The sequence below is a fragment of the Dermabacter sp. Marseille-Q3180 genome, assembly GCF_940792985.1.
Lineage (GTDB): Bacteria > Actinomycetota > Actinomycetes > Actinomycetales > Dermabacteraceae > Dermabacter > Dermabacter vaginalis.
This window is the reverse complement of sequence record NZ_CALNWU010000001.1, coordinates 457,992-478,468: the sequence shown is the minus strand read 5'-3', so window position 1 is coordinate 478,468 and position 20,477 is coordinate 457,992. Positions and strand designations below refer to the sequence as shown.

16 protein-coding genes are annotated in these 20,477 nt (G+C 63.5%); 11 read left to right on the top strand and 5 right to left on the bottom strand.

The features are described 5' to 3' along the window. The first annotated feature begins 10 nt into the window (after positions 1–10). Both mnmA and NBW56_RS02170 read left to right on the top strand, forming a co-directional pair. Positions 11–1,114: a tRNA 2-thiouridine(34) synthase MnmA gene (gene mnmA, locus NBW56_RS02175; RefSeq protein WP_250257806.1), complete on the top strand. Its 1,104-nt coding sequence runs from the start codon at positions 11–13 to the stop codon at positions 1,112–1,114. After that, the gene (locus NBW56_RS02170; RefSeq protein WP_065247997.1) at positions 1,111–2,199 is read left to right on the top strand and encodes a hypothetical protein; all 1,089 of its coding nucleotides are present in this window, start codon (positions 1,111–1,113) and stop codon (positions 2,197–2,199) included. Before mnmA ends, NBW56_RS02170 begins: the two co-directional genes overlap by 4 nt. Here the strand turns inward: NBW56_RS02170 and NBW56_RS02165 are convergent. Genes NBW56_RS02165 through NBW56_RS02145 form a run of 5 tightly spaced genes read right to left on the bottom strand, consistent with a single transcriptional unit; the run spans position 2,196 to position 6,265 of the window. Beyond that, positions 2,196–2,807, bottom strand: a complete 612-nt coding sequence (locus tag NBW56_RS02165; RefSeq protein WP_250257805.1) for a hypothetical protein — start codon at positions 2,805–2,807, stop codon at positions 2,196–2,198. The two genes, NBW56_RS02170 and NBW56_RS02165, sit on opposite strands and share 4 nt — an antisense overlap. Beyond that, positions 2,804–4,033 (bottom strand): DUF58 domain-containing protein, encoded by a 1,230-nt coding sequence (locus NBW56_RS02160; protein ID WP_250257804.1) that lies wholly within the window; start codon positions 4,031–4,033, stop codon positions 2,804–2,806. Before NBW56_RS02160 ends, NBW56_RS02165 begins: the two co-directional genes overlap by 4 nt. Before the next feature lie 2 nt (positions 4,034–4,035). Beyond that, entirely contained in the window at positions 4,036–5,001 is a 966-nt protein-coding gene (locus NBW56_RS02155) for an AAA family ATPase (RefSeq protein WP_250257803.1), read from the bottom strand. Next, positions 4,998–5,552 carry a hypothetical protein gene (locus NBW56_RS02150; RefSeq protein WP_250257801.1) on the bottom strand — a complete coding sequence of 185 codons (555 nt, stop codon included), beginning with the start codon at positions 5,550–5,552 and terminating at the stop codon, positions 4,998–5,000. Before NBW56_RS02150 ends, NBW56_RS02155 begins: the two co-directional genes overlap by 4 nt. Next, positions 5,549–6,265: a DUF4129 domain-containing protein gene (locus NBW56_RS02145; protein WP_250257800.1), complete on the bottom strand. Its 717-nt coding sequence runs from the start codon at positions 6,263–6,265 to the stop codon at positions 5,549–5,551. Before NBW56_RS02145 ends, NBW56_RS02150 begins: the two co-directional genes overlap by 4 nt. Positions 6,266–6,423: 158 nt before the next feature. Here NBW56_RS02145 and NBW56_RS02140 point away from each other — a divergent pair, with 158 nt between their 5' ends. The 9 genes from NBW56_RS02140 (at position 6,424) to NBW56_RS02100 (ending at position 20,477) form a co-directional block, all read left to right on the top strand. After that, positions 6,424–7,272: a hypothetical protein gene (locus NBW56_RS02140; protein ID WP_250257799.1), complete on the top strand. Its 849-nt coding sequence runs from the start codon at positions 6,424–6,426 to the stop codon at positions 7,270–7,272. Between the two features lie 4 nt (positions 7,273–7,276). After that, positions 7,277–9,691 (top strand): NAD-dependent DNA ligase LigA, encoded by a 2,415-nt coding sequence (ligA, locus tag NBW56_RS02135; protein ID WP_502799321.1) that lies wholly within the window; start codon positions 7,277–7,279, stop codon positions 9,689–9,691. A gap of 17 nt (positions 9,692–9,708) precedes the next feature. Continuing rightward, positions 9,709–10,005: an Asp-tRNA(Asn)/Glu-tRNA(Gln) amidotransferase subunit GatC gene (gene gatC, locus NBW56_RS02130; protein ID WP_065248772.1), complete on the top strand. Its 297-nt coding sequence runs from the start codon at positions 9,709–9,711 to the stop codon at positions 10,003–10,005. Between the two features lie 3 nt (positions 10,006–10,008). Further along, positions 10,009–11,514, top strand: a complete 1,506-nt coding sequence (gene gatA / locus NBW56_RS02125) for an Asp-tRNA(Asn)/Glu-tRNA(Gln) amidotransferase subunit GatA (protein ID WP_250257798.1) — start codon at positions 10,009–10,011, stop codon at positions 11,512–11,514. Next, positions 11,511–13,022 (top strand): Asp-tRNA(Asn)/Glu-tRNA(Gln) amidotransferase subunit GatB, encoded by a 1,512-nt coding sequence (gene gatB / locus NBW56_RS02120; protein ID WP_250257797.1) that lies wholly within the window; start codon positions 11,511–11,513, stop codon positions 13,020–13,022. The genes gatA and gatB overlap by 4 nt, the downstream gene beginning before the upstream one ends. 117 nt (positions 13,023–13,139) lie before the next feature. Beyond that, positions 13,140–14,729, top strand: a complete 1,590-nt coding sequence (locus NBW56_RS02115; RefSeq protein ID WP_250257796.1) for an alanine/glycine:cation symporter family protein — start codon at positions 13,140–13,142, stop codon at positions 14,727–14,729. A gap of 254 nt (positions 14,730–14,983) precedes the next feature. After that, positions 14,984–16,579, top strand: a complete 1,596-nt coding sequence (locus NBW56_RS02110) for an alanine/glycine:cation symporter family protein (RefSeq protein WP_250257795.1) — start codon at positions 14,984–14,986, stop codon at positions 16,577–16,579. Between the two features lie 92 nt (positions 16,580–16,671). Further along, entirely contained in the window at positions 16,672–18,504 is a 1,833-nt protein-coding gene (gene ilvD / locus NBW56_RS02105; protein ID WP_250257794.1) for a dihydroxy-acid dehydratase, read from the top strand. Positions 18,505–18,722: 218 nt separating this feature from the next. Then, positions 18,723–20,477 (top strand): acetolactate synthase large subunit, encoded by a 1,755-nt coding sequence (locus NBW56_RS02100; protein WP_065247985.1) that lies wholly within the window; start codon positions 18,723–18,725, stop codon positions 20,475–20,477.

The window sequence follows — 20,477 nt, the reverse complement described above, 5'->3', positions numbered from 1 at the left end:
AAGGTGCGAGGTGAAGGTTCTTGCCGCGATGAGTGGCGGCGTCGATTCGGCCGTAGCCGCGGCGCTTGCCGTTGAGCAGGGGCATGACGTCGTAGGCGTCCACATGGCGCTCTCAAAAAACCGCGAACAGACCCGCAACGGCTCGCGCGGTTGCTGCACGGTCGAAGATGCCTCTGATGCCCGCCGCGCGGCCGACCACATTGGGATTCCGTATTACGTGTGGGACCTTTCGAACGACTTCCACGACCTCGTGGTGGAGGATTTCCTTTCGGAGTATTCGCGCGGCCGCACCCCGAATCCGTGCGTGCGCTGCAACGAACGCATCAAATTCGCGGCCCTCATGGACCGTGCTCGTCTTCTCGGCTTCGATGCGGTGTGCACGGGGCATTATGCCTCGGTGCGAAACGAGGGGCCCGGTGGGGCGCGCTCGCTCCACCGGAGCGCCAACATGCACAAGGATCAGAGCTACGTTCTTGCCGTCATGGGGCCCGAGGGTCTCGCGCGCTCGGTTTTCCCGCTCGGCGGCTTCGCCGACAAGGCCGAGGTGCGCGCCGAAGCGGACCGTCGTGGGCTCGGCGTGGGCCACAAGCCCGATAGCTACGACATTTGCTTCATCCCCGATGGCGACACGCGCGGTTTTCTCGAGCGCGAGCTCGGTGCGCAGCCAGGCGAGATCGTGGATGTGGATGGCCGCGTGCTTGGCGAGCATTCGGGCACGTATGGCTACACCGTGGGCCAGCGCAAGGGCCTCAACTTGGGCCGCCCGGCCCCCGATGGCAAGCCGCGCTACGTTCTCGACGTGAAGCCCGACACGCGCCAGGTGATCGTGGGGGCGGCGGAACTGCTCTCAACGCGCACGCTCATGGCGAGCGAGGTCGTGCCGTTCGAAGATCTCGACTCCGGGCGCGAGGTCGAGGCGCAGATTCGCGCGCACGGAGAGGCGATCCCGGGCGTGATCACGGATGTTGAGCCTGGCGACGACAGCGCGAGCGCAATCGCGGGTCTCACGGTCGAGCTTTCGAGGCCGATTCGAGGTGTCGCCCCCGGGCAGACTCTCGTGCTCTATTCGGGCGATCGCGTGCTCGCCTCGGCAACTCTCGACTCACGCGCATGACAGTGCACGAGGGAGCGCCCTCTTCGCTCCTCACGCTTTTTTCCGACGGAACCTTCGCTCTGAGCGAGGCCACGTCGACATCCGTCGCCGGGCCGCTCTTTGCGCGCTTTGAGCGTATGCGTTCCCTACTCGGCTCGAGCCTCGAGGAAGGAATCGAGGCCGAGCCGTCGCTCGCGCTCGGTGGCGAGGGCCCGTTCGATCACGTGCTCCCCGCGTCCCTTGCGATGCTTCCAGTTTCGGGAGACCTCGCGCCCTATGGTTGGCGGATCGGTCCGGGCGAAGGCACACGATGGCGCGCTAACCGCGACGCGGCCTTTGCGCGTCTCGACGCGGCCCGTCTTGCTTTTTTCGAATATGAGGGCCCGTTGAGCCTCGTGCGACTCGGGCCCGTTTCGTGCGCCTCTTCGGTGTTTATGGCCTCCGGCGAGCTCGCGCTCGCCGATGCGGGACTCGTGCGCGAACTTCCCACCCTCATTGCCGAGGGCATCGGCGCGGAGGTATCTGTGCTGCGCGAACGGGTACCCGGCGCGCGGCCGCGCGTCATGCTCGATGAGCGAGGCGCGCTCAGGGCTGTCGAAGGCCGTGTGCGCACGGCTTCCGGTTATCGTTTCCATCGCGCCATTGGCCGCGCGGCGCTCACCGACCTTTTCTCGGCGTGCGTGACCGGAGCCGCTGAACGCGGGATCGCCACGGAAGAACTCACGCTCGCTGTTGACGCGCGCGTGGGCATCGTGCGTGCGGCGCTTGACGCAGGCGTGCGAAGCGTTGCCGTTGACCCACTCTCGCGGGACCTCGCGGCCGTTGGCGGAGCGTGGGAGGCCCTCGCCGAGGCGCGTGAGAAGGGCGTTGAGCTTCGTTTTTTGACGACGGCGGGTGCGGTTGAGGCGTCGATGAGGCACGTCCTCGCCGCGTGGCACGAGCTTGGCTATGCACCCCAAGAGGCGCGGGGCTTCGCTTTCGCCGTGACAAGGCGCCGGGCCGCTGACCCCGCGCGCGAACAAGGCGCTTCGGCCTTCGTGCGGTCGTGTGACATGGACGAGATCATGCACGCCGCCCCCGCGTTCGCCGAGCGTGTGAGCGACTAGCGCTTTCCACTCACCGGGGATTGGCTCTCTTCCTCATCCTTGTGGGGCAAAAGGAGCCACGCGAGAGCCCCGAATACCACGAGAATCGCCACGAGGATGATGACGCTCGGAATTGCCCCTTGCGGCATGAACAAGAGCGGAACGAGGGCAAATACGACGAGCGCGGTCGCGAGTCCGAAAACGAGCGCGAGCGTGCCGAGCACCCGCCTGACAGCACGCCCGCTCGCGTGCGCGTGAGCGGGGGAACGCGCAGCAATAGCCCACAGGGAATGCGACGCGAGCAAGGAAGCCGCGAGGCCGATCGACGCGGCGATCGAGAGCGGCGGTGAGGCCCACAGCGCGAAAAGCCACGCGGCAAACGTGAGAAGCCCCGCTTCCGAACCGGGCTGGGCGAGCTGAAGCAGGTTCAGCACGGCAAGCGCGATGAACGGGAGGATGAGCCCCATCGTGAGTGGAGCGGCGAAGCTACTCGTGGCTTCGCACGCGACGAGCACGGCGGCGGCGAGTTGGCACGCGAGCGCGCCAAGCCTCGCGCACCACTGGGCAGGTGCGACCGAGCGAAGAAGGTCGATCGCGTCGAGCAGGCGATCGGTGAGGTGACGAATCACAGCGCCTCCTCGAGCGTGAGTACTGGGATCCCGCGGCGTTCAAGGTCGGCGATCACGAAGCGCCGTTCAAAACCGCGGATCACCCACGCTTCGTCCCACAGGTGCGGATCCTCGAGGCCATCGATGCGCCGCATTGGCGTACCCGTGAGTCGCGAGGTGTCGGTGAGCTCGGCGGGGAGCGTATCGATGATCGTGAGGTCGGCGCCATGCGCGCGCATGAGGCCGATCTGCTCAATGAACTCCTCACTGAGAAGGGGGGTACACGCGATGGTGAGTGTGCCCGACCGGAGACGTGGAGCTCGACGAAGGCGCGGGGACACGGCATCTTCGCGCGAGAGACGCGAGAGCGCTTCGAGGATGCGCCTCATCTGGCGCTCACCCGTGCCAAAGGGGATCGAGCCGATCAACGCTCCCGCGTCGTGGATGCCCACGCGGTCCCCAAGGGCGAGGTAGTGGCGCGCGAGCACGGTTGCCGCTTCCACGCTCATATCAAGACTCGAGGCGCGCCCGTCGCCGGGTTCGGCGCCGATCGGGCGGATGTCAGCCATCGTGTCGACGACGATGAGAACGTCGGTGTCTCGCTCGGAAAACGTTTCGTTCGTGTGGAGGATGCCGCGGCGTGACGTCACGCGCCAGTTGATTTTGTTGAGACGGTCGCCTGGGCGGTAGGGGCGAATGTCGGCGAGCGCCGTGCCTTCGCCCTTCGTGCGAGACGCGTGTGGACCGCTCACCCCGAGAACATGCGTGAGTGCCAGAGGCCTCGGCTTCGCCGTTGCGCCCGCAACCGCGGAAATTTTGCGCGCTTCGTGGCGCCGGTGGCGTCGGAATGCCCCGAGCGCATCCGTTTCCTGCACCGTGAACGGGCCAAACTCATGTGTTCCCCACACCCGCGCTTTAGCACTCACGCGCGCGGTTTCGAGATCGGTTGTGACCGCCCAGCGCGGCGAGTATTCGAGCCCGCCCTTCATACGCGCACCGATGGTTACAAGCATGCCGCGCGCACCCCGGGCGGTCGCGGTGACGCTCTCGCCCTCGTTGACTTTGGCCTCCGCAGCCTCGAGCGTTGCCGGAGTATTGGCGCGAGGGCGAAGGGCGTGTGCAACCGCGATCCACGCGAGAAGCCCGCATCCCACGAGCAGCGCATCGAGCCGCGAGCCGAGAACGCCGTAGAGCACGAAGGCCGCCGAAGCGAGCACCGCGCGCGTGTAGGCCTGAGTTCTGTGCATGCTCAGGCAGCTGCCTCAGGTGCGTCGATGCGTGTGAGGATCGAGTCGATTACGCTCGCGCAGGAGATGTTTTGGAGCCACAGTTCGGGCCGAATCACCACGCGGTGTTCGAGGCACGCGTGGGCGAGAGCCTTGATGTCTTCGGGGATCACGAACTCGCGGCCATTGATGAGCGCGAGGGCACGCGCACTCTGGATGAGGGCGAGGGAACCACGTGGAGACGACCCCATTGCGGTATCGCTGTGCTCGCGAGTTTCACGCACGAGCGCGACCGCATAGCGGCCCACGGCTTCGCTCACGTGGATTGCTTCGACCGAGTGCTGGAGCTTCTCCAGCTCACCGGCCGCGAGCACGCGCTCAACGTCGATGGTGTCCTCGCGGCGCTCGATTCGACGCGCGATGACGTCCCATTCGTCGTCCGCGCTCGGGTAGCCGAACGTGAGGCGCATGAGGAAGCGGTCAAGCTGGGCCTCGGGCAGGGGATAGGTGCCTTCGGTCTCCACGGGGTTCGCTGTCGCGAGCACGTGAAAGGGGTGGGGAAGCGCGTGGGTTGTGCCCTCGATGCTCACCTGGCGCTCCTGCATCGCCTCGAGGAGGGCGGCCTGGGTCTTTGGGGGCGTACGGTTGATCTCGTCGGCGAGCAGGAGGCCCGTAAACACGGGGCCTGGGCGGAATTCGAACTCGCCCGTTTTTTGGTTGAACACCTCGGAGCCCGTGAGGTCGCCCGGAAGAAGGTCAGGCGTGAACTGGGCGCGCCGGAACTCGAGCCCGAGCGCGAGGGCGAACGACCTCGCCGTGAGGGTTTTGCCGAGGCCCGGATAGTCCTCGAGGAGCACGTGGCCACCCGCGAGGATGCCCGCGAGGAGCTTGGTGAGGGCCTCACGTTTGCCCACAACGGCGCGGCCTGCCTCATCGAGGATGCGCGCGCTGAGTTCGGCGGCCTCGCGGGGGGTGAAGATGTCGGTCATGGCCTCTCCTTGGCGTGGGTGGCGGGGGCGGTGAGTCGTGTGTATTCGTGTTCGAGGTCGCGCAGCGCCGCCACGAGTGCGCGTCGCGTGAGCCGTGCTCGTGGGCCTCGCGGGCGCGGGGAATCGGTGGGGGATCCGGTTTCGTGGGCAAGGGCGATGAGGTCCGACGTCTGCTGCGTGAGCGCGAGGCTTTCCCCGCGCGAGGCGGCGAGCGTGTCGAGTTCGCAGGCGATCTTGTGGAGATACGTCGCGGGAAGCCGCGGGCCTTGCCGCTTCGTTTCAATTGTGCGAAAGAGGTCGTCCTCGATGCGCCGCACGCGGCGATCTTTCGCGGCCTCGAGCTCAGGGGTTGCGCGGTAGAGGACGCGTGGAAATTCAGGTGCCTCATGGACTGCGAGCCCCGTGGCAGTAAGCTCCCTGGCGAGCAGTGCACCGAGAACGAATACAAGAGCGTAGGCGAGGTTGAGGCGAACATCCACGAGGTGCAGCGCGAGGACGATCGCCACCGTTGCCGCTGTCGTGACCGCGAAGGTGAGCGCGAGACGTTTCACGAAGGCCCACCTCCGGTGCGGCCGAGTGCGAGCTGTTGGCTCAGTAGTCGTAAGAGATCGCGCGCTTCCTCGAGAACGGCGGGTGGCGTTTCGTGATTCGAGTAGCGTTCGGCGCGGTAGAGCTCGGCGAGGCGCGCGAGGTGAGAGAGGTCGAGGCCCACGGGGCCCACGACGCGCTGCACGAACTCGCTTGAGGTTTCGTAGGAGTGGCGGCCGTGTCCCTCGGCCGTGAGGCGGCTTTCGATCGCGAGCCAGGCGGCGACGATGGGCTTATCGTCGCCGGTATGGTGCTCGAGCGCCGCCGCAGCATCCTCGAGCGATGCGGCAACGGTGGAGGCCTCGACCTCGAGCGGTGTCTCGTCGACGCCGGTTTCCGGGGTGAGGGCGCGCCTCGAATGCCACGCGCGAAAGGCTACGCGTGCGACGACGATGAGGAGGCACAGGCCTGCGAGTGCGAGAAGCACCCACACGATGACCTCGAGGGCGGGGCCGAACGGGCCTTTCCCCTCGGGTTGATACTGCTCGAAAGTGCCCGAGATTTCCGTATTGGCGTGTGGCGTTTCGCTCGTCTCGTTCTCTCGGTGGAAAACATCGAGGGCCGAGGGGCCAGCGCCAATGTCCACAAGCGGCGGCATATGCGCGGCCGTTGCACACCCGAAGAGAAGGGCGCAGGCAATCGCGATGAGTGCGGGAAAAAACCGCTCGACTTTCATCGCGAATCTCCCTCCTTACCGCACCAATGGCGTTCTCATAGAACGCCTATATATGTCTTGGAAGCCTATACCGGTGCCCTGAATGCCTTGCGCCCGCTCGCCAGCGTGTGAGAGTGTCACGTCAGTGCACATGCGAGCGGAAAATTACCGGAGATGCGATGAGCAACAGCAATGGAACTCTTGACGATGACGCGCCCATGACGGCGCGTCTCATGGTTGCCTTCGCCTTCATCGCGGCCGCGGGCCTTTCCATACTCTTCACGATCGTGTGGCTTCTCAGTGATGGTCTCAGCGCCGACATCTCGCTCGGCGGGCTCATCGCCCCACTCATGCTCGGAGTTTTTATTGCGGTCGGCCGTGCGGTGTATGACGTGACGCTTCGGCGTTTGCCGTTTGCATGGATGTGCGTTGTTGTCGCCGTGAGCATCCTTGTGCTCGCGCTCGTGGGTGCGAAAATTTTCGAGCTCACCACGGACCAGAGGTATGCGCTTTCGTCGTTTGTGTTCCTCATCGGTGTGCCCGTGTACGGTGCTCTCGCGTGGGCCGTGTTCGCTCTCTGGCCTGCGCCAAAGAAGCAAGAGCCGCGGCTCTTTGGTCCGGGCGAGGACCGGGGCGACTGGCGCGAAGAGTTCATCCGCGCCGCACGCGTGCGCGGGGATCTCACAGACAAGCGCATCGAGGCGCTCGCAGACGACGCGTACGCGCGCGCCGGGGCCGCGCACCGGAGCGTGGGGGAGGAGTGCGGCGATCCCGTGCGCTACGCGCGTAGCCTCCCGAAGGATCGCGCGACGGTCGCAAAGCGCAAGCTGTACTTCCAGCTTGCCCTCGTGGTGCTCGCCGGTATCGTGCTGACCTTGAACCTGGGCGGTGAGGCAAAGAGTGCCTTCGGCACGGGAGCGCTCATCCTGTGGCTCGCGATCTTTGCGGTGGGTGTACTCTCTTCGTTCTTCCTGTGGCGAAAAGCGAAGCGCGAGCAGGAGGGTGAAGCGGAGCGGCCCGTAGACTGAGAGCGTGAGTACCGAGCAGACACCGAGCACACACGCCATCGACCCCTCGGCAAGCGCTGACCTTTCGGAGATGACCGCACTCGAGGCCGAAGGACGCATTCTCGAACTGCGCGAACGCCTCGGCGAGGCGCGCATCGAGTACTACGAGAACGACTCACCGATCATGGCCGACGGCGAATACGACGCCCTCGAACGCGAGCTCAAGAGTCTCGAGGAGGAGTTTCCCGAGTTTGCGAGTGAAGAATCGCCCACACAAACCGTAGGCGGCGCGGTTGCCCAGGGCTTCGCCTCGGTGCCCCACATCGAGCGCATGATGAGCCTCGACAACGCCTTCAGCCTCGACGAGATTCGCGAGTGGGCGAAGCGCTGCCAGGAGGATGCGCCCGAAACGCCCCAGTTCCTGACGGAGCTCAAGATTGACGGCCTCGCCATTTCGCTCGTCTACGAAAACGGCACACTCGTGCGCGGCGTGACGCGCGGCGACGGCCGCGTGGGCGAGGACGTCACCGCGAATGTCAAGACGATTCGCAACGTACCGCACACTCTGAGCACCGAAAAGCCGCCCGCGCTTCTCGAAGTGCGCGGCGAGGTGTTCTTCCCGGTCGACGAGTTCGAAAAACTCAACGAGGAGCGCCGCGAGGCGGGGCTTCGCGAGTTCGCGAATCCTCGCAACACCGCCGCGGGATCGCTTCGCCAGAAGGATTCTTCGATCACGGCCTCACGCGCCCTCGAGGTGTACGTCCACGGGATCGGCGCGCACGAAGGCGCCGTCGGATACCCCGAGAGCCAAAGTGAGGTCTACGAGATGCTCGCTTCGTGGGGCCTTCCCACCTCTCCACACTTTGAGGTTTTCGACTCGCTCGAGCAGGTCACGGAGTACATCGCGCGGGCGGGGGAGAAACGCCACGACTTCGAGCACGACATCGACGGCATCGTCATCAAAATCAACGACTTCGCTCATCAGCGTGCTCTCGGAGCAACGTCGAGGGCTCCGCGCTGGGCCATCGCCTACAAGTACCCGCCCGAAGAGGTCACAACGAAGCTGCTCGACATTCAGGTCGACGTGGGCCGAACTGGCCGCGTGACGCCCTTCGGTGTGATGGAACCGGTCAAGGTTGCGGGCTCGACGGTCGCGCGTGCGACGCTCCACAACCAATTCGATGTCGAACGCAAGGGCGTGCTGATCGGCGACACGGTCATCCTGCGCAAGGCCGGCGATGTGATCCCCGAGATTCTCGGCCCCGTTGAGAAGCTCCGCGACGGCAGCGAAAAACCGTTCGTCATGCCGAAAACATGCCCGAGCTGCGGGGCAGAGATTCGGCCGGAAAAAGAGGGCGATAAAGACTGGCGCTGCCCCAACCAGAAGGACTGCCCCTCCCAGGTCACCGGCCGCATCGCGCACGCCGCAAGCCGAGGGGCCTTCGACATCGAAGCGCTCGGCGACGAGTCCGCGATCGCCCTCACCGACCCCGATAAGCGCCGCGCCGAAGCCCTCGCCTCCCTCAAGGCCGGCCATGCGCTCTACCTCCCGGTACTCACGGAAGAGGATTTTGCGAGCGATGCCTTCGTGACGCTCAAGAATGGCATCGCTACAGACGACATCGACGGCGTTCCCATGCTCCGCATCACCGACCCCGAGGATCCCCGCATCCCCGCGCCCCAAGACGGCGTCGTGCGTACGGGGGAGAACCTCTTCGAGATCACCCCCGAGGATCTGCGCGACGTGACCGTGTACCAGAGCGTGCGCCGCGACGGTGAGGAAACGGGCGAGTGGCGCACCGTGAGCGCTTTTTGGAACCGCCCGCAGTGGCGCTACTACAAGTCCAAAAAATCCTGGAGCCTCGTGAAGCCGGCGACCGTCGGAAAAACCACCGAGGTTCTCATGAGCGAACTTGACAAGGCTAAATCGGCAGGTCTCTGGCGAGTACTCGTGGCCCTTTCGATCCGCCACGTGGGTCCGACGGCTGCCCGCGCTCTCGCGACCGCCTGGGGTTCCATCGACCAGATCGCGAACGCGAGCGTCGAGGAGCTCTCCGAAACCGATGGTGTGGGAGAGACGATCGCGAAGAGCGTCGCGGCGTTCTTCCAGGAGGAATGGCACGCCGAGCTCGTTGAGGCGTGGAAGCGCTCGGGCGTGGTGATGGTTGATGAATCCGCGAGCGGGATCGAGAAAACCCTCGAGGGACTCACGATTGTGGTCACGGGATCGCTCGAAAACTTCACGCGTGACGGTGCGAAAGAGGCGATCCTGCAGCGTGGGGGCAAGGCTTCCGGAAGCGTCTCGAAGAAAACGAACTACGTGGTCGTAGGCGAGAACGCCGGCTCGAAAGCGGCCAAGGCCGAGGAACTGGGAATCACGATCCTCGATGAGGAAGGTTTCACATCGCTCCTCGAGGGTGGAGAAAACGCCTTGGCGTAGCGCCTAGAATGGATGCCATGCCAGCAATGAGTTCTGAAGAAGTCGCACGCCTGGCGTCCCTCGCTCGCATTGAGCTCACCGACGACGAAATCGCACGCTTCGCGGGCGAATTCGACGCCATTTTGGACGCGGTTGCGTCCGTGAGCGAAGTGGCGAGTGAAGACGTTCCGGCCACAAGCCACCCGATCCCCATGACCAACGTGTTCCGCAAGGACGAGGTCACCGAAACCCTCACGCAAGAAGAGGCTCTTTCCGGCGCGCCCGAAGCCGCCGACGGCCGCTTTGTCGTTCCGCAGATCCTGGGGGAGGAGTAACCGATGACTGACCTTGTGAAGCTTTCCGCCGCGCAAATGGCGAAGGGCCTCGACAGCGGCGAGTTCAGCGCGCGTGAACTGACCGACGCGCACCTTTCGCGCATCGAGGCCGTCGAGAGCCAGCTCAACGCCTTCCTCACCGTGACTGGCGAAGATGCACGTGCCACCGCCGACGCCGTCGATGAGGCGCGCGCCAAGGGCGAAAACCTTGCGCCGCTCGCGGGCGTTCCCGTCGCCGTGAAGGACGTCGTCGTCACGAAGGGCACCCAGACCACGGCCGGTTCGAAGATTCTCGAAGGGTGGATCCCGCCGTACGACGCAACGCTCGTGGAGAACCTCAAAGAGGCGAAGCTCCCGATCCTTGGCAAGACCAACATGGACGAGTTCGCGATGGGCTCCTCGACCGAGACGAGCGCCTACGGCAACACCCACAATCCGTGGGATCTCGACCGTATCCCCGGTGGCTCGGGCGGCGGTTCCTCCGCGGCCATCGCCGGTTTTGAAGCTCCGCTCGCGATCGGTACGGACACGGGCGGCTCGATCCGCCAGCCTGCGGCTGTGACCGGCACCGTTGGCGTGAAGCCCACCTACGGTTCCGTGTCGCGCTACGGCCTCATCGCGATGGCGAGCTCGCTCGACCAAGCCGGGCCGTGTACGCGCACGGTCGAAGATGCCGCGCTCCTGCACGAGGTCATCGGCGGTTACGATCCGAAGGATTCGACCTCGATCAAGGGCGGCTTCGGCAACTTTGTTGAAGCCGCGCGCACCAAGGACGTCAAGGGCATGCGCATCGGCGTCATCGAAGAGCTCGAGGGCGAAGGCTTCGATCCGCTCGTGAAGCAGCGCTTCGAAGAGGCGCTCGCGCTTCTCGAGAAGGCAGGTGCGGAAATTGTCCGTGTGAGCTGCCCGAACTTCAGGTATGCGCTCGGCGCCTACTACCTCATCATGCCGTCCGAGGCGAGCAGCAACCTCGCGAAGTTTGACGGCATGCGCTTTGGTTTGCGTGTCGTTCCCGAGGATCACCCGACCGCCGAAAAGGTCATGGCCGCGACCCGTGGCCAGGGTTTTGGTGCGGAGGTCAAGCGACGCATTCTGCTTGGCACCTACGCACTGAGCTCGGGCTACTACGACGCCTACTACGGAAGTGCCCAGAAGGTGCGCACCCTCGTGCAGCGCGACTTTACCGCGGCCTTCGAAAAGTGTGACGTTCTCGCCTCGCCGACCGCGCCAACCGTGGCCTTCCGCCTCGGTGAGAACACCGACAACCCCCTCAAGATGTATCTCAACGACATCGCGACGATCCCCGCGAACCTCGCGGGCGTTCCCGGCCTCTCGCTCCCGAGCGGCCTCGCTGAGGATTCGATGCCCGCGGGCTTCCAGTTCCTCGCACCAGCGATGGGCGATGACCGTCTCTACCGCGCCGGTGGTGCGCTCGAGGCACTGCTCGAAGATTCCTGGGGAGGGCCGATCCTGAACAACGCTACGGCCCTGGAAGGAGGCGCCAAGTGAACGCCTACACCGACATCGAGCCTCTCGACTACGATGAGGCGATTGAGAAGTACGACCCGGTCCTCGGCATCGAGGTCCACGTCGAGCTCGGCACGGCAACCAAAATGTTCGACGGCGCGCCCAATGTTTTCGCCGCCGAACCCAACACGGCGATCACGCCCGTCTCGCTCGGTCTCCCGGGCACGCTCCCGGTCGTGAATGAGAAGGCCGTCGAGTACGCGATCAAGATTGGTCTCGCGCTCAACTGCTCGATCGCCGAAAACTGCCGTTTCGCACGCAAACAGTACTTCTACCCCGACCTCACGAAGAACTTCCAGACCTCGCAGTACGACGAACCGATCGCGTTTGACGGTTACGTTGATGTCGAGCTCGACGATGGCGAGATCGTGCGCGTGGACATTGAGCGCGCGCACATGGAGGAGGACGCCGGTAAGAACACCCACATTGGTGGCACGGGCCGTATCCAGGGTGCGACCCATTCGCAGGTCGACTACAACCGCGCGGGCGTGCCCCTCGTGGAGATCGTGACGCGACCGATCCCGAACACGGGTGGCCGCGCACCCGAGGTCGCCGCGGCGTACGTGCGTACTCTCCGCGATATTTTCCGAACCCTCGAGGTTTCGGAAGCCCGCATGGAACGCGGCAATGTGCGTGCCGATATCAATGTGTCGCTTCGCCCCTCGCCGGAAGCTCCGCTTGGCACGCGCACCGAGACGAAGAACGTGAACTCGTTCCGCTCGATCGAGCGCGCCGTGCGCTTCGAGATCGGCCGCCAGGCCGGTGTTCTCGAAAGCGGCGTCGAAGTTATCCAGGAAACCCGCCACTTCCACGACGACACGGGCCACACGAGCCCGGGCCGCGTGAAGAGCGACGCCGAGGATTACCGTTACTTCCCGGAACCGGACCTCGTTCCCGTGGCGCCGAGCCGCGAATGGGTCGAGGAACTGCGTGCAGCACTTCCCGAGCTTCCCGCGGCGCGTCGCCGCCGTTTGCTCGGCGAGTGGGGCTTTACCGATCTCGAGATGCGCGACGTGATCAATGCCGGCGCGCTCGACCTCATCGAGGGCACCGTCGCTGCAGGCGCGAAGCCGCAGGCTGCGCGCAAGTGGTGGATGGGCGAACTCGCCCGCATCGCGAAGGAAGCGGAAAAGGAAATCGAGGAGCTTTCGGTTACCCCGAAGCAGGTCGCCGAACTCGTGTCGCTCGTCGAAGGGAAGAAGATCAACGACAAGATCGGCCGCCAGGTTCTCGCGAAAGTTCTCAACGGTGAAGGTGACCCCGCCGCGATCGTTGAGAAGGAGAACCTCGCCGTTGTTTCCGACGACTCGGTTCTCGAAGGCGCCGTCGATCAGGCCATTGCCGACAACCCCGACGTGGTCGAGAAGATCAAGGGGGGCAAGGTCCAGGCGATCGGCGCGCTCATCGGCCCGGTGATGAAGGCTACCCGTGGTCAGGCCGATGCCGGCCGCGTCCGCGAGATCATCATGGCCAAACTTGAGGTGGGCTAATCCGCCGGACATAATAGGTATTCAAGAACTACCTAGCATGAAATGGGGCCCCGGGCTTAGCAGACCGAGGCCCCATTTTGCGGCCTAAAACAGATCCGGGCCCACCGAGAGGCACCCATGAATTTCGACCAGTACGTTGACCAACTGATCGCGCCCATTGCTCAGTTCATGAGCTCCGTTGTGTTTTACGCTCCGAATATCGGCGGTATCAAAGTCCCGCTCATTGTCGTGTGGCTCGCCGTCGCGGCGATCTTCATGACCGTATGGCTGCGTTTTCAGCCGATCACGGGCTTCAAGCATGCGATCGATGTCGTGCGCGGCCGCTACGCGAGCAAAACCGACCCCGGTGAGGTGAGCAGCTTTCAGGCGCTTGCCACCGAGCTTTCGGGCGCGATTGGGCTCGGCAACATCGCGGGCGTTGCGGTCGCGATTGGGCTCGGTGGGCCGGGCGCGGCGCTGTGGATCGCGATCTTCGGCTTCTTCGCGATGAGCCTCAAAATGGCCGAGGCGACTCTCGGCACGAAATACCGAGTCATTGATGAAGATGGCACCGTTCACGCGGGCCCCATGTACTTCCTCAAGTACGGCTTCAAGGAGATTGGCTGGGCAAAGGCCGGCAAGGTTCTCGCGATGATCTACGCCATTTCGGCGTTCCTCGGCGTGTTCGGCGGCGGCAACATGTTCCAGTCGAACCAAACTGCGCTCATCCTCAGCGAACAGCTCGGCAGCGATTTCCTCATGAACAACCGGTGGATCGTGGGCGTGATCTTCGGTGGGCTTCTCGCTCTCGTGGTGATCGGCGGTGTGAAGTCGATCGGCAAGATCACGTCGAAGGCTGTTCCGCTCATGGCCACCATCTACATGGTGAGCGCGATCCTCATTCTCCTGTTCAACCTTCCGCAGATTCCTTCGGCCTTCATGACGATCGTCACGGAGGCGTTCCAGCCGAAAGGTGTTGCCGGCGGTGCTGCCGGTGCCGCGGTGATCGGCATCCAACGTGCGCTCTTCTCGAACGCGGCAGGCGTCGGAACTGCGGGCATGACCCACGCGACCGCGAAAACTCGGTACCCGGCGACCGAGGGGTACACGGGTATGTGGAGTCCGTTCCTCGACTCGTGTGTGGTGTGCATGATCACGGCTCTCGTGGTGGTCGTGACCGGTGCTTACCAAAGCGGGGAGGCAGATGGCATCGTCATGACGGCAGGCGCCTTCGGCACCGTCGCGCCGTGGTTCCCGTACGTGCTCATGGTGATCGTTGTGCCGTTCGCGTTCTCGACGGCGCTCGCGTACTACTACTACGGGCTGAGCGCGATCCAGTACATTCTCGGCAACTCGAAGTGGGTCACGCGCGGTTTTCAGGTCTTGTGGATTGGGCTGCTCGTGGTCGGCTCGTCTATCACGATTGATTCGGTCGTGACCCTCGCGGATGCGCTGATCTTCATCATGACCATTCCGAACCTCATCGGCGTGTACGCGCTCGCGAAGATCGTGCGCTACGAGATTCTCCGTCACCAGGTCAAGGTGACGACGGGGGCGATCCCGCAGATTGATCCTGAGCTCGCGGTGGGCATGGGCGATCATGAGCCCACCGAAGAGCAGATCGCCGAGGCGCGCGAGCGCGACGAAGAAGAGGCACGCGAGTGGCACGAGATTCGCGAGCGTCTCTACGAGGACGGCGAGTGGGGCCAGCAGAGCGAAAAAGAGTGATGGGGACCACCAGGTTGCGTAAGTCACACGGCGGGGATCAGCGAGGAACTTCTTGACTGATTTTCCGACGCCTGCTACGTCAAGCCTCTGACCTGTGATTTTATTGAGGTGAGCCCTTGTCTAGGGGAGTGTGGATGCGGGCAAATGCCTTTTGTCGCCAAGATTTCGTTTTGGCGAATGTGCTTGAGTCCGTCCCCGTGCTTCCGAAAAGTAGTGCTTGTTTGGCGAAAATTTTTCCCCACTAGGAGAGACCGATGCACAGTTCTGGTGTGATCGACCAGTTCTTAAATACCTACTTTGCCCCCTTTGCGAACTTCCTGTCGGCAATCGTGTTCTACGCCCCGACCATCGCGGGTGTCGAGGTCCCGATCATCGTGTTGTGGCTCATCGCCGCCGCCCTTTTCCTCACGGTGTGGCTGCGCTTCCAGCCCATCACGGGCTTTGCGCACTCGATTGACGTGATTCGAGGAAAATTCACGCGCAAGACTGATCCTGGTGAGGTGAGTTCGTTCCAGGCGCTCGCCACCGAACTTTCGGGCACCGTTGGTCTCGGCAACATCGCGGGTGTCGCGGTTGCAATTTCGGTTGGTGGCCCTGGCGCGGCCCTGTGGATCGTGCTCTTCGGCTGCCTTGCGATGAGTGTGAAGATGGCCGAGGCGACCCTCGGCGTGAAGTACCGCGAAATCGATGAGGATGGCCACACTCACGGTGGCCCCATGTACTACCTCAAGCACGGTCTCGCAGAAATTGGCTTCAAGAAGTTCGGCATCGTGCTGTCGTTTATGTACGCGGCTTTCACCCTCATCGGTGTGTTCGGTGCAGGCAACCTCTTCCAGTCGAATCAGGGAGCGGCGATTCTCAGCGATCAGCTCGGGATTGCCTTCCTCCAAGACAACCGTTGGGTGATCGGCGCGATCATGGCGGCGCTTGCAGCGCTCGTGATCGTTGGTGGCATCCAATCGATCGGCACGTGGACGGCACGCATCACTCCTCTTATGGCGATCGTGTACTTCCTTTGCGTTCTTACGATCATCGTGATGAACATTCAGGCTGTTCCGGAGGCGGTCGTCGAGATCATTACGACGGCGACAACCGGCGAGGGCGTGACCGGTGGCGCGATCGGCGTAGCCATCGTTGGTATTCAGCGCGCGCTGTTCTCAAACGCCGCCGGTGTGGGTTCCGCGGGCATGGCGCACTCGGCCTCGAAAACCAAGGAGCCGGCAACGGAGGGCTTCACCGCGATGTGGGAGCCTCTCGTGGACTCGGTCATCGTGTGTACCCTCACGGCGATCGCTATCACCGTGACGGGCGTCTACACCGATAGCAGCGGTGATGGCATTGTGATGACGGCGACCGCGTTTGGCACGGTGGCAAGCTGGTTCCCCTACATTCTGACCGTTGCCGTGGCGCTCTTCGCCTTCTCCACGATCCTGAGCTACTACTACTACGGCAATCTCGCCGCTGAGTTCCTCTTTGGCCGTTCGACCTTTGTGAAGCGTGCCTTCCAGATCGTGTGGATTCTGGCCGTCATTCTTGGCTCTGCCGTGTCGATGGATGCTGTCATCAACTTCTCGGATGCCGTGTTCTTCCTCATGACGATCCCGAACCTCCTTGGTATCTACTTCCTCGCGAAGGTTGTGCGTTACGAGATTCTTCGCCACAAGGTGAAGCTCGAGACGGGCGCGATTGCGGTCGTGCATCCCGATCTCGCCGTGGGTATGGGTGATCACGAGCCTACGGAGGAGCAGGTGGCCGAGGCGCGTGCGCTCGAGGAGCAAGAGCAGGCGGATTACGAGGCTCTCAAGCAGCGCCTTGCGGATGATCCTGATTGGCCGCACCGCGAAGGCTGATCCGCCTCAGTAGTTCGCTGAGTGTTTTGAAACGTGAGATCCCCGTCCAAGATTTGGGCGGGGATCTCACGTTTCGCCCTATGCTGGGCTGCATGCCACATCTTCGTTCACGTACCTCAACTCACGGCCGCAACATGGCGGGAGCTCGCGCGCTGTGGCGCGCGACCGGCATGGGCTCGAACGACTTCGGTAAGCCGATCATCGCGATCGCGAACTCGTACACGCAGTTCGTTCCCGGGCACGTTCACCTCAAAAACGTTGGCGAGATGGTCGCTGAATCCATTCGCGGGGCCGGGGGCGTGTCGAAGGAATTCAACACCATCGCGGTCGATGACGGTATCGCGATGGGGCACCAGGGGATGCTGTACTCGCTCCCGAGCCGCGACGTGATTGCCGACAGCGTGGAGTACATGGTCAACGCGCACTGCGCGGACGCACTCGTGTGCATCTCCAATTGCGACAAGATCACGCCGGGCATGCTCATGGCCGCCATGCGACTCAACATTCCCGTGGTCTTTGTTTCGGGCGGCCCCATGGAGGCGGGAAAGCCCGTGGAGGGCGTGATCGACCACAAGATTGACCTCGTTGATGCGATGAGCTACGCGGTCGATGAGGCCGTGAGTGATGATCAGCTCGCGCAGATCGAAAACAACGCGTGCCCTACGTGCGGCTCGTGCTCGGGTATGTTCACGGCCAACTCGATGAATTGCTTGACCGAGGCCCTTGGCCTCTCACTCCCAGGCAACGGCACGACGCTCGCGACTCACGCTTTTCGCCGCAACCTCTTCGTGGAGGCGGGCACGCGCATTGTGGAGCTGTGTCGGCGCTACTACGACAATGACGACGAGAGCGTGCTTCCCCGCGCTGTCGCCACGAAGGCGGCCTTCACGAACGCGATGAGCCTCGATGTGGCGATGGGGGGCTCAACCAACACCGTGCTGCACATCCTCGCGGCCGCAATCGAGGGCGAAGTGGACTTCACGCTTGAGGATATCGACCGGATTTCGCGCAATGTTCCGTGCCTTTCGAAGGTGGCGCCGAACGGCTTTGCGCACGTCGAGGATGTTCACCGTGCGGGTGGTATCCCCGCAATCCTCGGCGAGCTTGATCGCGCGGGCCTCCTCGATCATTCGGTACATGCGATTCACGCTGATTCACTCGCCGAGTGGCTCGCCCACTGGGATATTCGCGGGGGTGAGGCGGCCGATGAAGCCTTTACCCTCTTTAGTGCCGCGCCCGGCGGAAAGCGCACAACGGTGCCGTTCAGTCAGGATATGCGCTGGGAAGAGCTGGATCTCGATCCCGAGGGTGGCGTGATCCGCTCCGTTCCGTTCGCGCACACGAAGGATGGCGGACTATGCGTGCTTCGGGGAAACCTCGCGGCTGAAGGTGCGGTTATCAAGAGCGCGGGGATCGACGAGGAGCTTTTCCACTTCGAGGGGCGCGCGTTCGTGGTCGAATCCCAGGAAGAAGCCGTTCAACGCGTTCTCGATAAGTCCGTCAAAGAGGGCGATGTCGTTGTCATCCAGTTCGAGGGCCCTCAGGGAGGCCCCGGGATGCAGGAGATGCTTTATCCAACCTCCTACCTCAAGGGGCGTGGGCTCGGCAAGGCCTGCGCGCTTATCACTGACGGTCGATTCTCGGGCGGCACCTCGGGGATCTCGATCGGGCACATTTCGCCGGAAGCGGCCGAGGGCGGGGCGATTGGCCTTGTCGAAACAGGCGATCGGATCGTGATTGATGTCCACAGGCGCGAGCTCACGCTCGACGTCCCCGAGGAGGAGCTTGAGCGCCGTCGCGAGGCGCGCGGCCCGCTCCCGTGGCGACCGAAGAATCGCCGCCGTGAGGTGAGTCAGGCGCTCAAGGTTTACGCCCACCACGTGCGCTCGGCCACGTTTGGGGCAACGCGCAGGCCGCTGCCGTAAACAGTGAGCGGAGTGGGGCCGACGGTTCTCGACAACCGTCGGATCCCAAAATATGGACCTTTTCGTTTCATGTTTTGTGAGTGTGTAGTTTTACTCCCATGCAGACCATTCTTCTTATCGTCACCGGGCGCGGCTAACGCCCCCGCACGATAAGCCGCGCCCCTCGAATTCCTCCAAGGAACGAGGGGCTTTTTCTTCAGTGCATAGTTGGAGGCGTCATGACTGAAACGGTCACGGGAGCGCAATCGCTCATTATGTCGCTCGAGGCGGCGGGAGCGGAGGTCGTGTTCGGCCTCCCCGGCGGCGCTATTTTGCCCACCTACGATCCGCTACTCGATGCACAGCACCTTCGGCACATTCTCGTGCGCCACGAACAGGGGGCTGGCCACGCGGCGAGCGGATACGCCCATGCGACGGGCAGGGTCGGGGTGTGCATCGCCACCTCTGGTCCCGGCGCAACGAATCTCATCACCGCGATCGCTGATGCACAGATGGATTCGATCCCCATGGTGGTCATCACCGGTCAGGTGGGTTCGAGTTTTATTGGCACGGACGCGTTTCAAGAGGCCGACATCGTGGGCATGACCATGCCCGTGACGAAGCACAACATCCTCGTGAAAAGCGCGGAGGAGATCCCGCTCGCGATCAAGCAGGCTTTCCATCTCGCCTCGACGGGCAGGCCTGGAGTCGTGCTCGTAGACGTGACGAAAGACGCGCAGCAGGCCGAGACCGTGTTCGAGTGGCCCGAAGAGCTGAATCTGCCCGGCTATCGCGTTCCGGGCCGCCCCAACGGAAAGAAGATCCGCGAGGCTGTTGACCTGCTTCTTCGCGCTAAGCGGCCCGTCTTTCTGCTTGGCGGCGGTGTGCTCCGCTCTGGCGCAAGCGAGGAAGTGCGCGCGCTTGTGGAAGAGGCGAACGCTCCGTTCGTGACGACGCTTATGGCACGCGGAGCGCTTCCCGATTCGCATCCGCAGCATCTCGGTATGCCCGGTATGCACGGCGATGTCGCAGCCGTGGCGTCGCTCCAGCGCAGTGACCTTATCATCGCGCTCGGCGCGCGCTTTGACGACCGTGTCACGGGCAAACTCGATTCCTTCGCCCCCGGTGCGAAAGTCGTGCACGCCGATATCGACCCGGCCGAGATCTCGAAGAATCGCGTCGCCGACGTCCCGATCGTGGGCGATGCTGCCGATGTCGCGCGTGCTCTTCGTGCAGAGCTGAGCGATTGCCTCGCCGAGGACGACCCGCGCGACTATGAGGCCTGGTGGCAGCTCATGAGGGGGCTTCGCGAGAACTATCCGCTCGGATGGACCGCGACGGCCGACGGCTACACGGCGCCGCAGCACGTCATCTCCCGGATCAGCGCGATCAGTGGACCCGCGTCGATCTTCGTTGCCGGCGTGGGCCAGCATCAGATGTGGTCGAGCCAGTTCATCGACTTCGAGGAGCCGTACTCGTGGATCAACTCGGGTGGCCTTGGCACGATGGGCTACTCGCTCCCCGCGGCGATGGGGGCGAAGGTTGGCCAACCGCGCAAGGTTGTGTGGTCGATCGATGGTGATGGCTGTTTCCAGATGACGAATCAGGAGCTTGCGACGTGCGTGCTGAACGACATTCCCGTGAAGGTCGCGGTGATCAATAATTCCTCGCTTGGCATGGTGCGCCAGTGGCAGAACCTGTTCTACGACCAGCGATTCTCCAATACCGATCTCAACACCGGTCACGGCACGCGTCGCATTCCCGATTTTGTGAAGCTCGCCGAGGCTTACGGTGCGGTGGGCCTGCGCTGTGAGCGCGATGAGGATATTGACCGGGTGATTGGCGAGGCGATGGCGATCAACGACCGCCCCGTCGTGGTCGATTTTCAGGTGAGTGCTGACGCGATGGTGTGGCCCATGGTGCCCGCTGGCGTGAGCAATGACGAGATTCAAATCGCGCAGGGGATGACGCCCGAATGGGAAAGGGAGATCTGA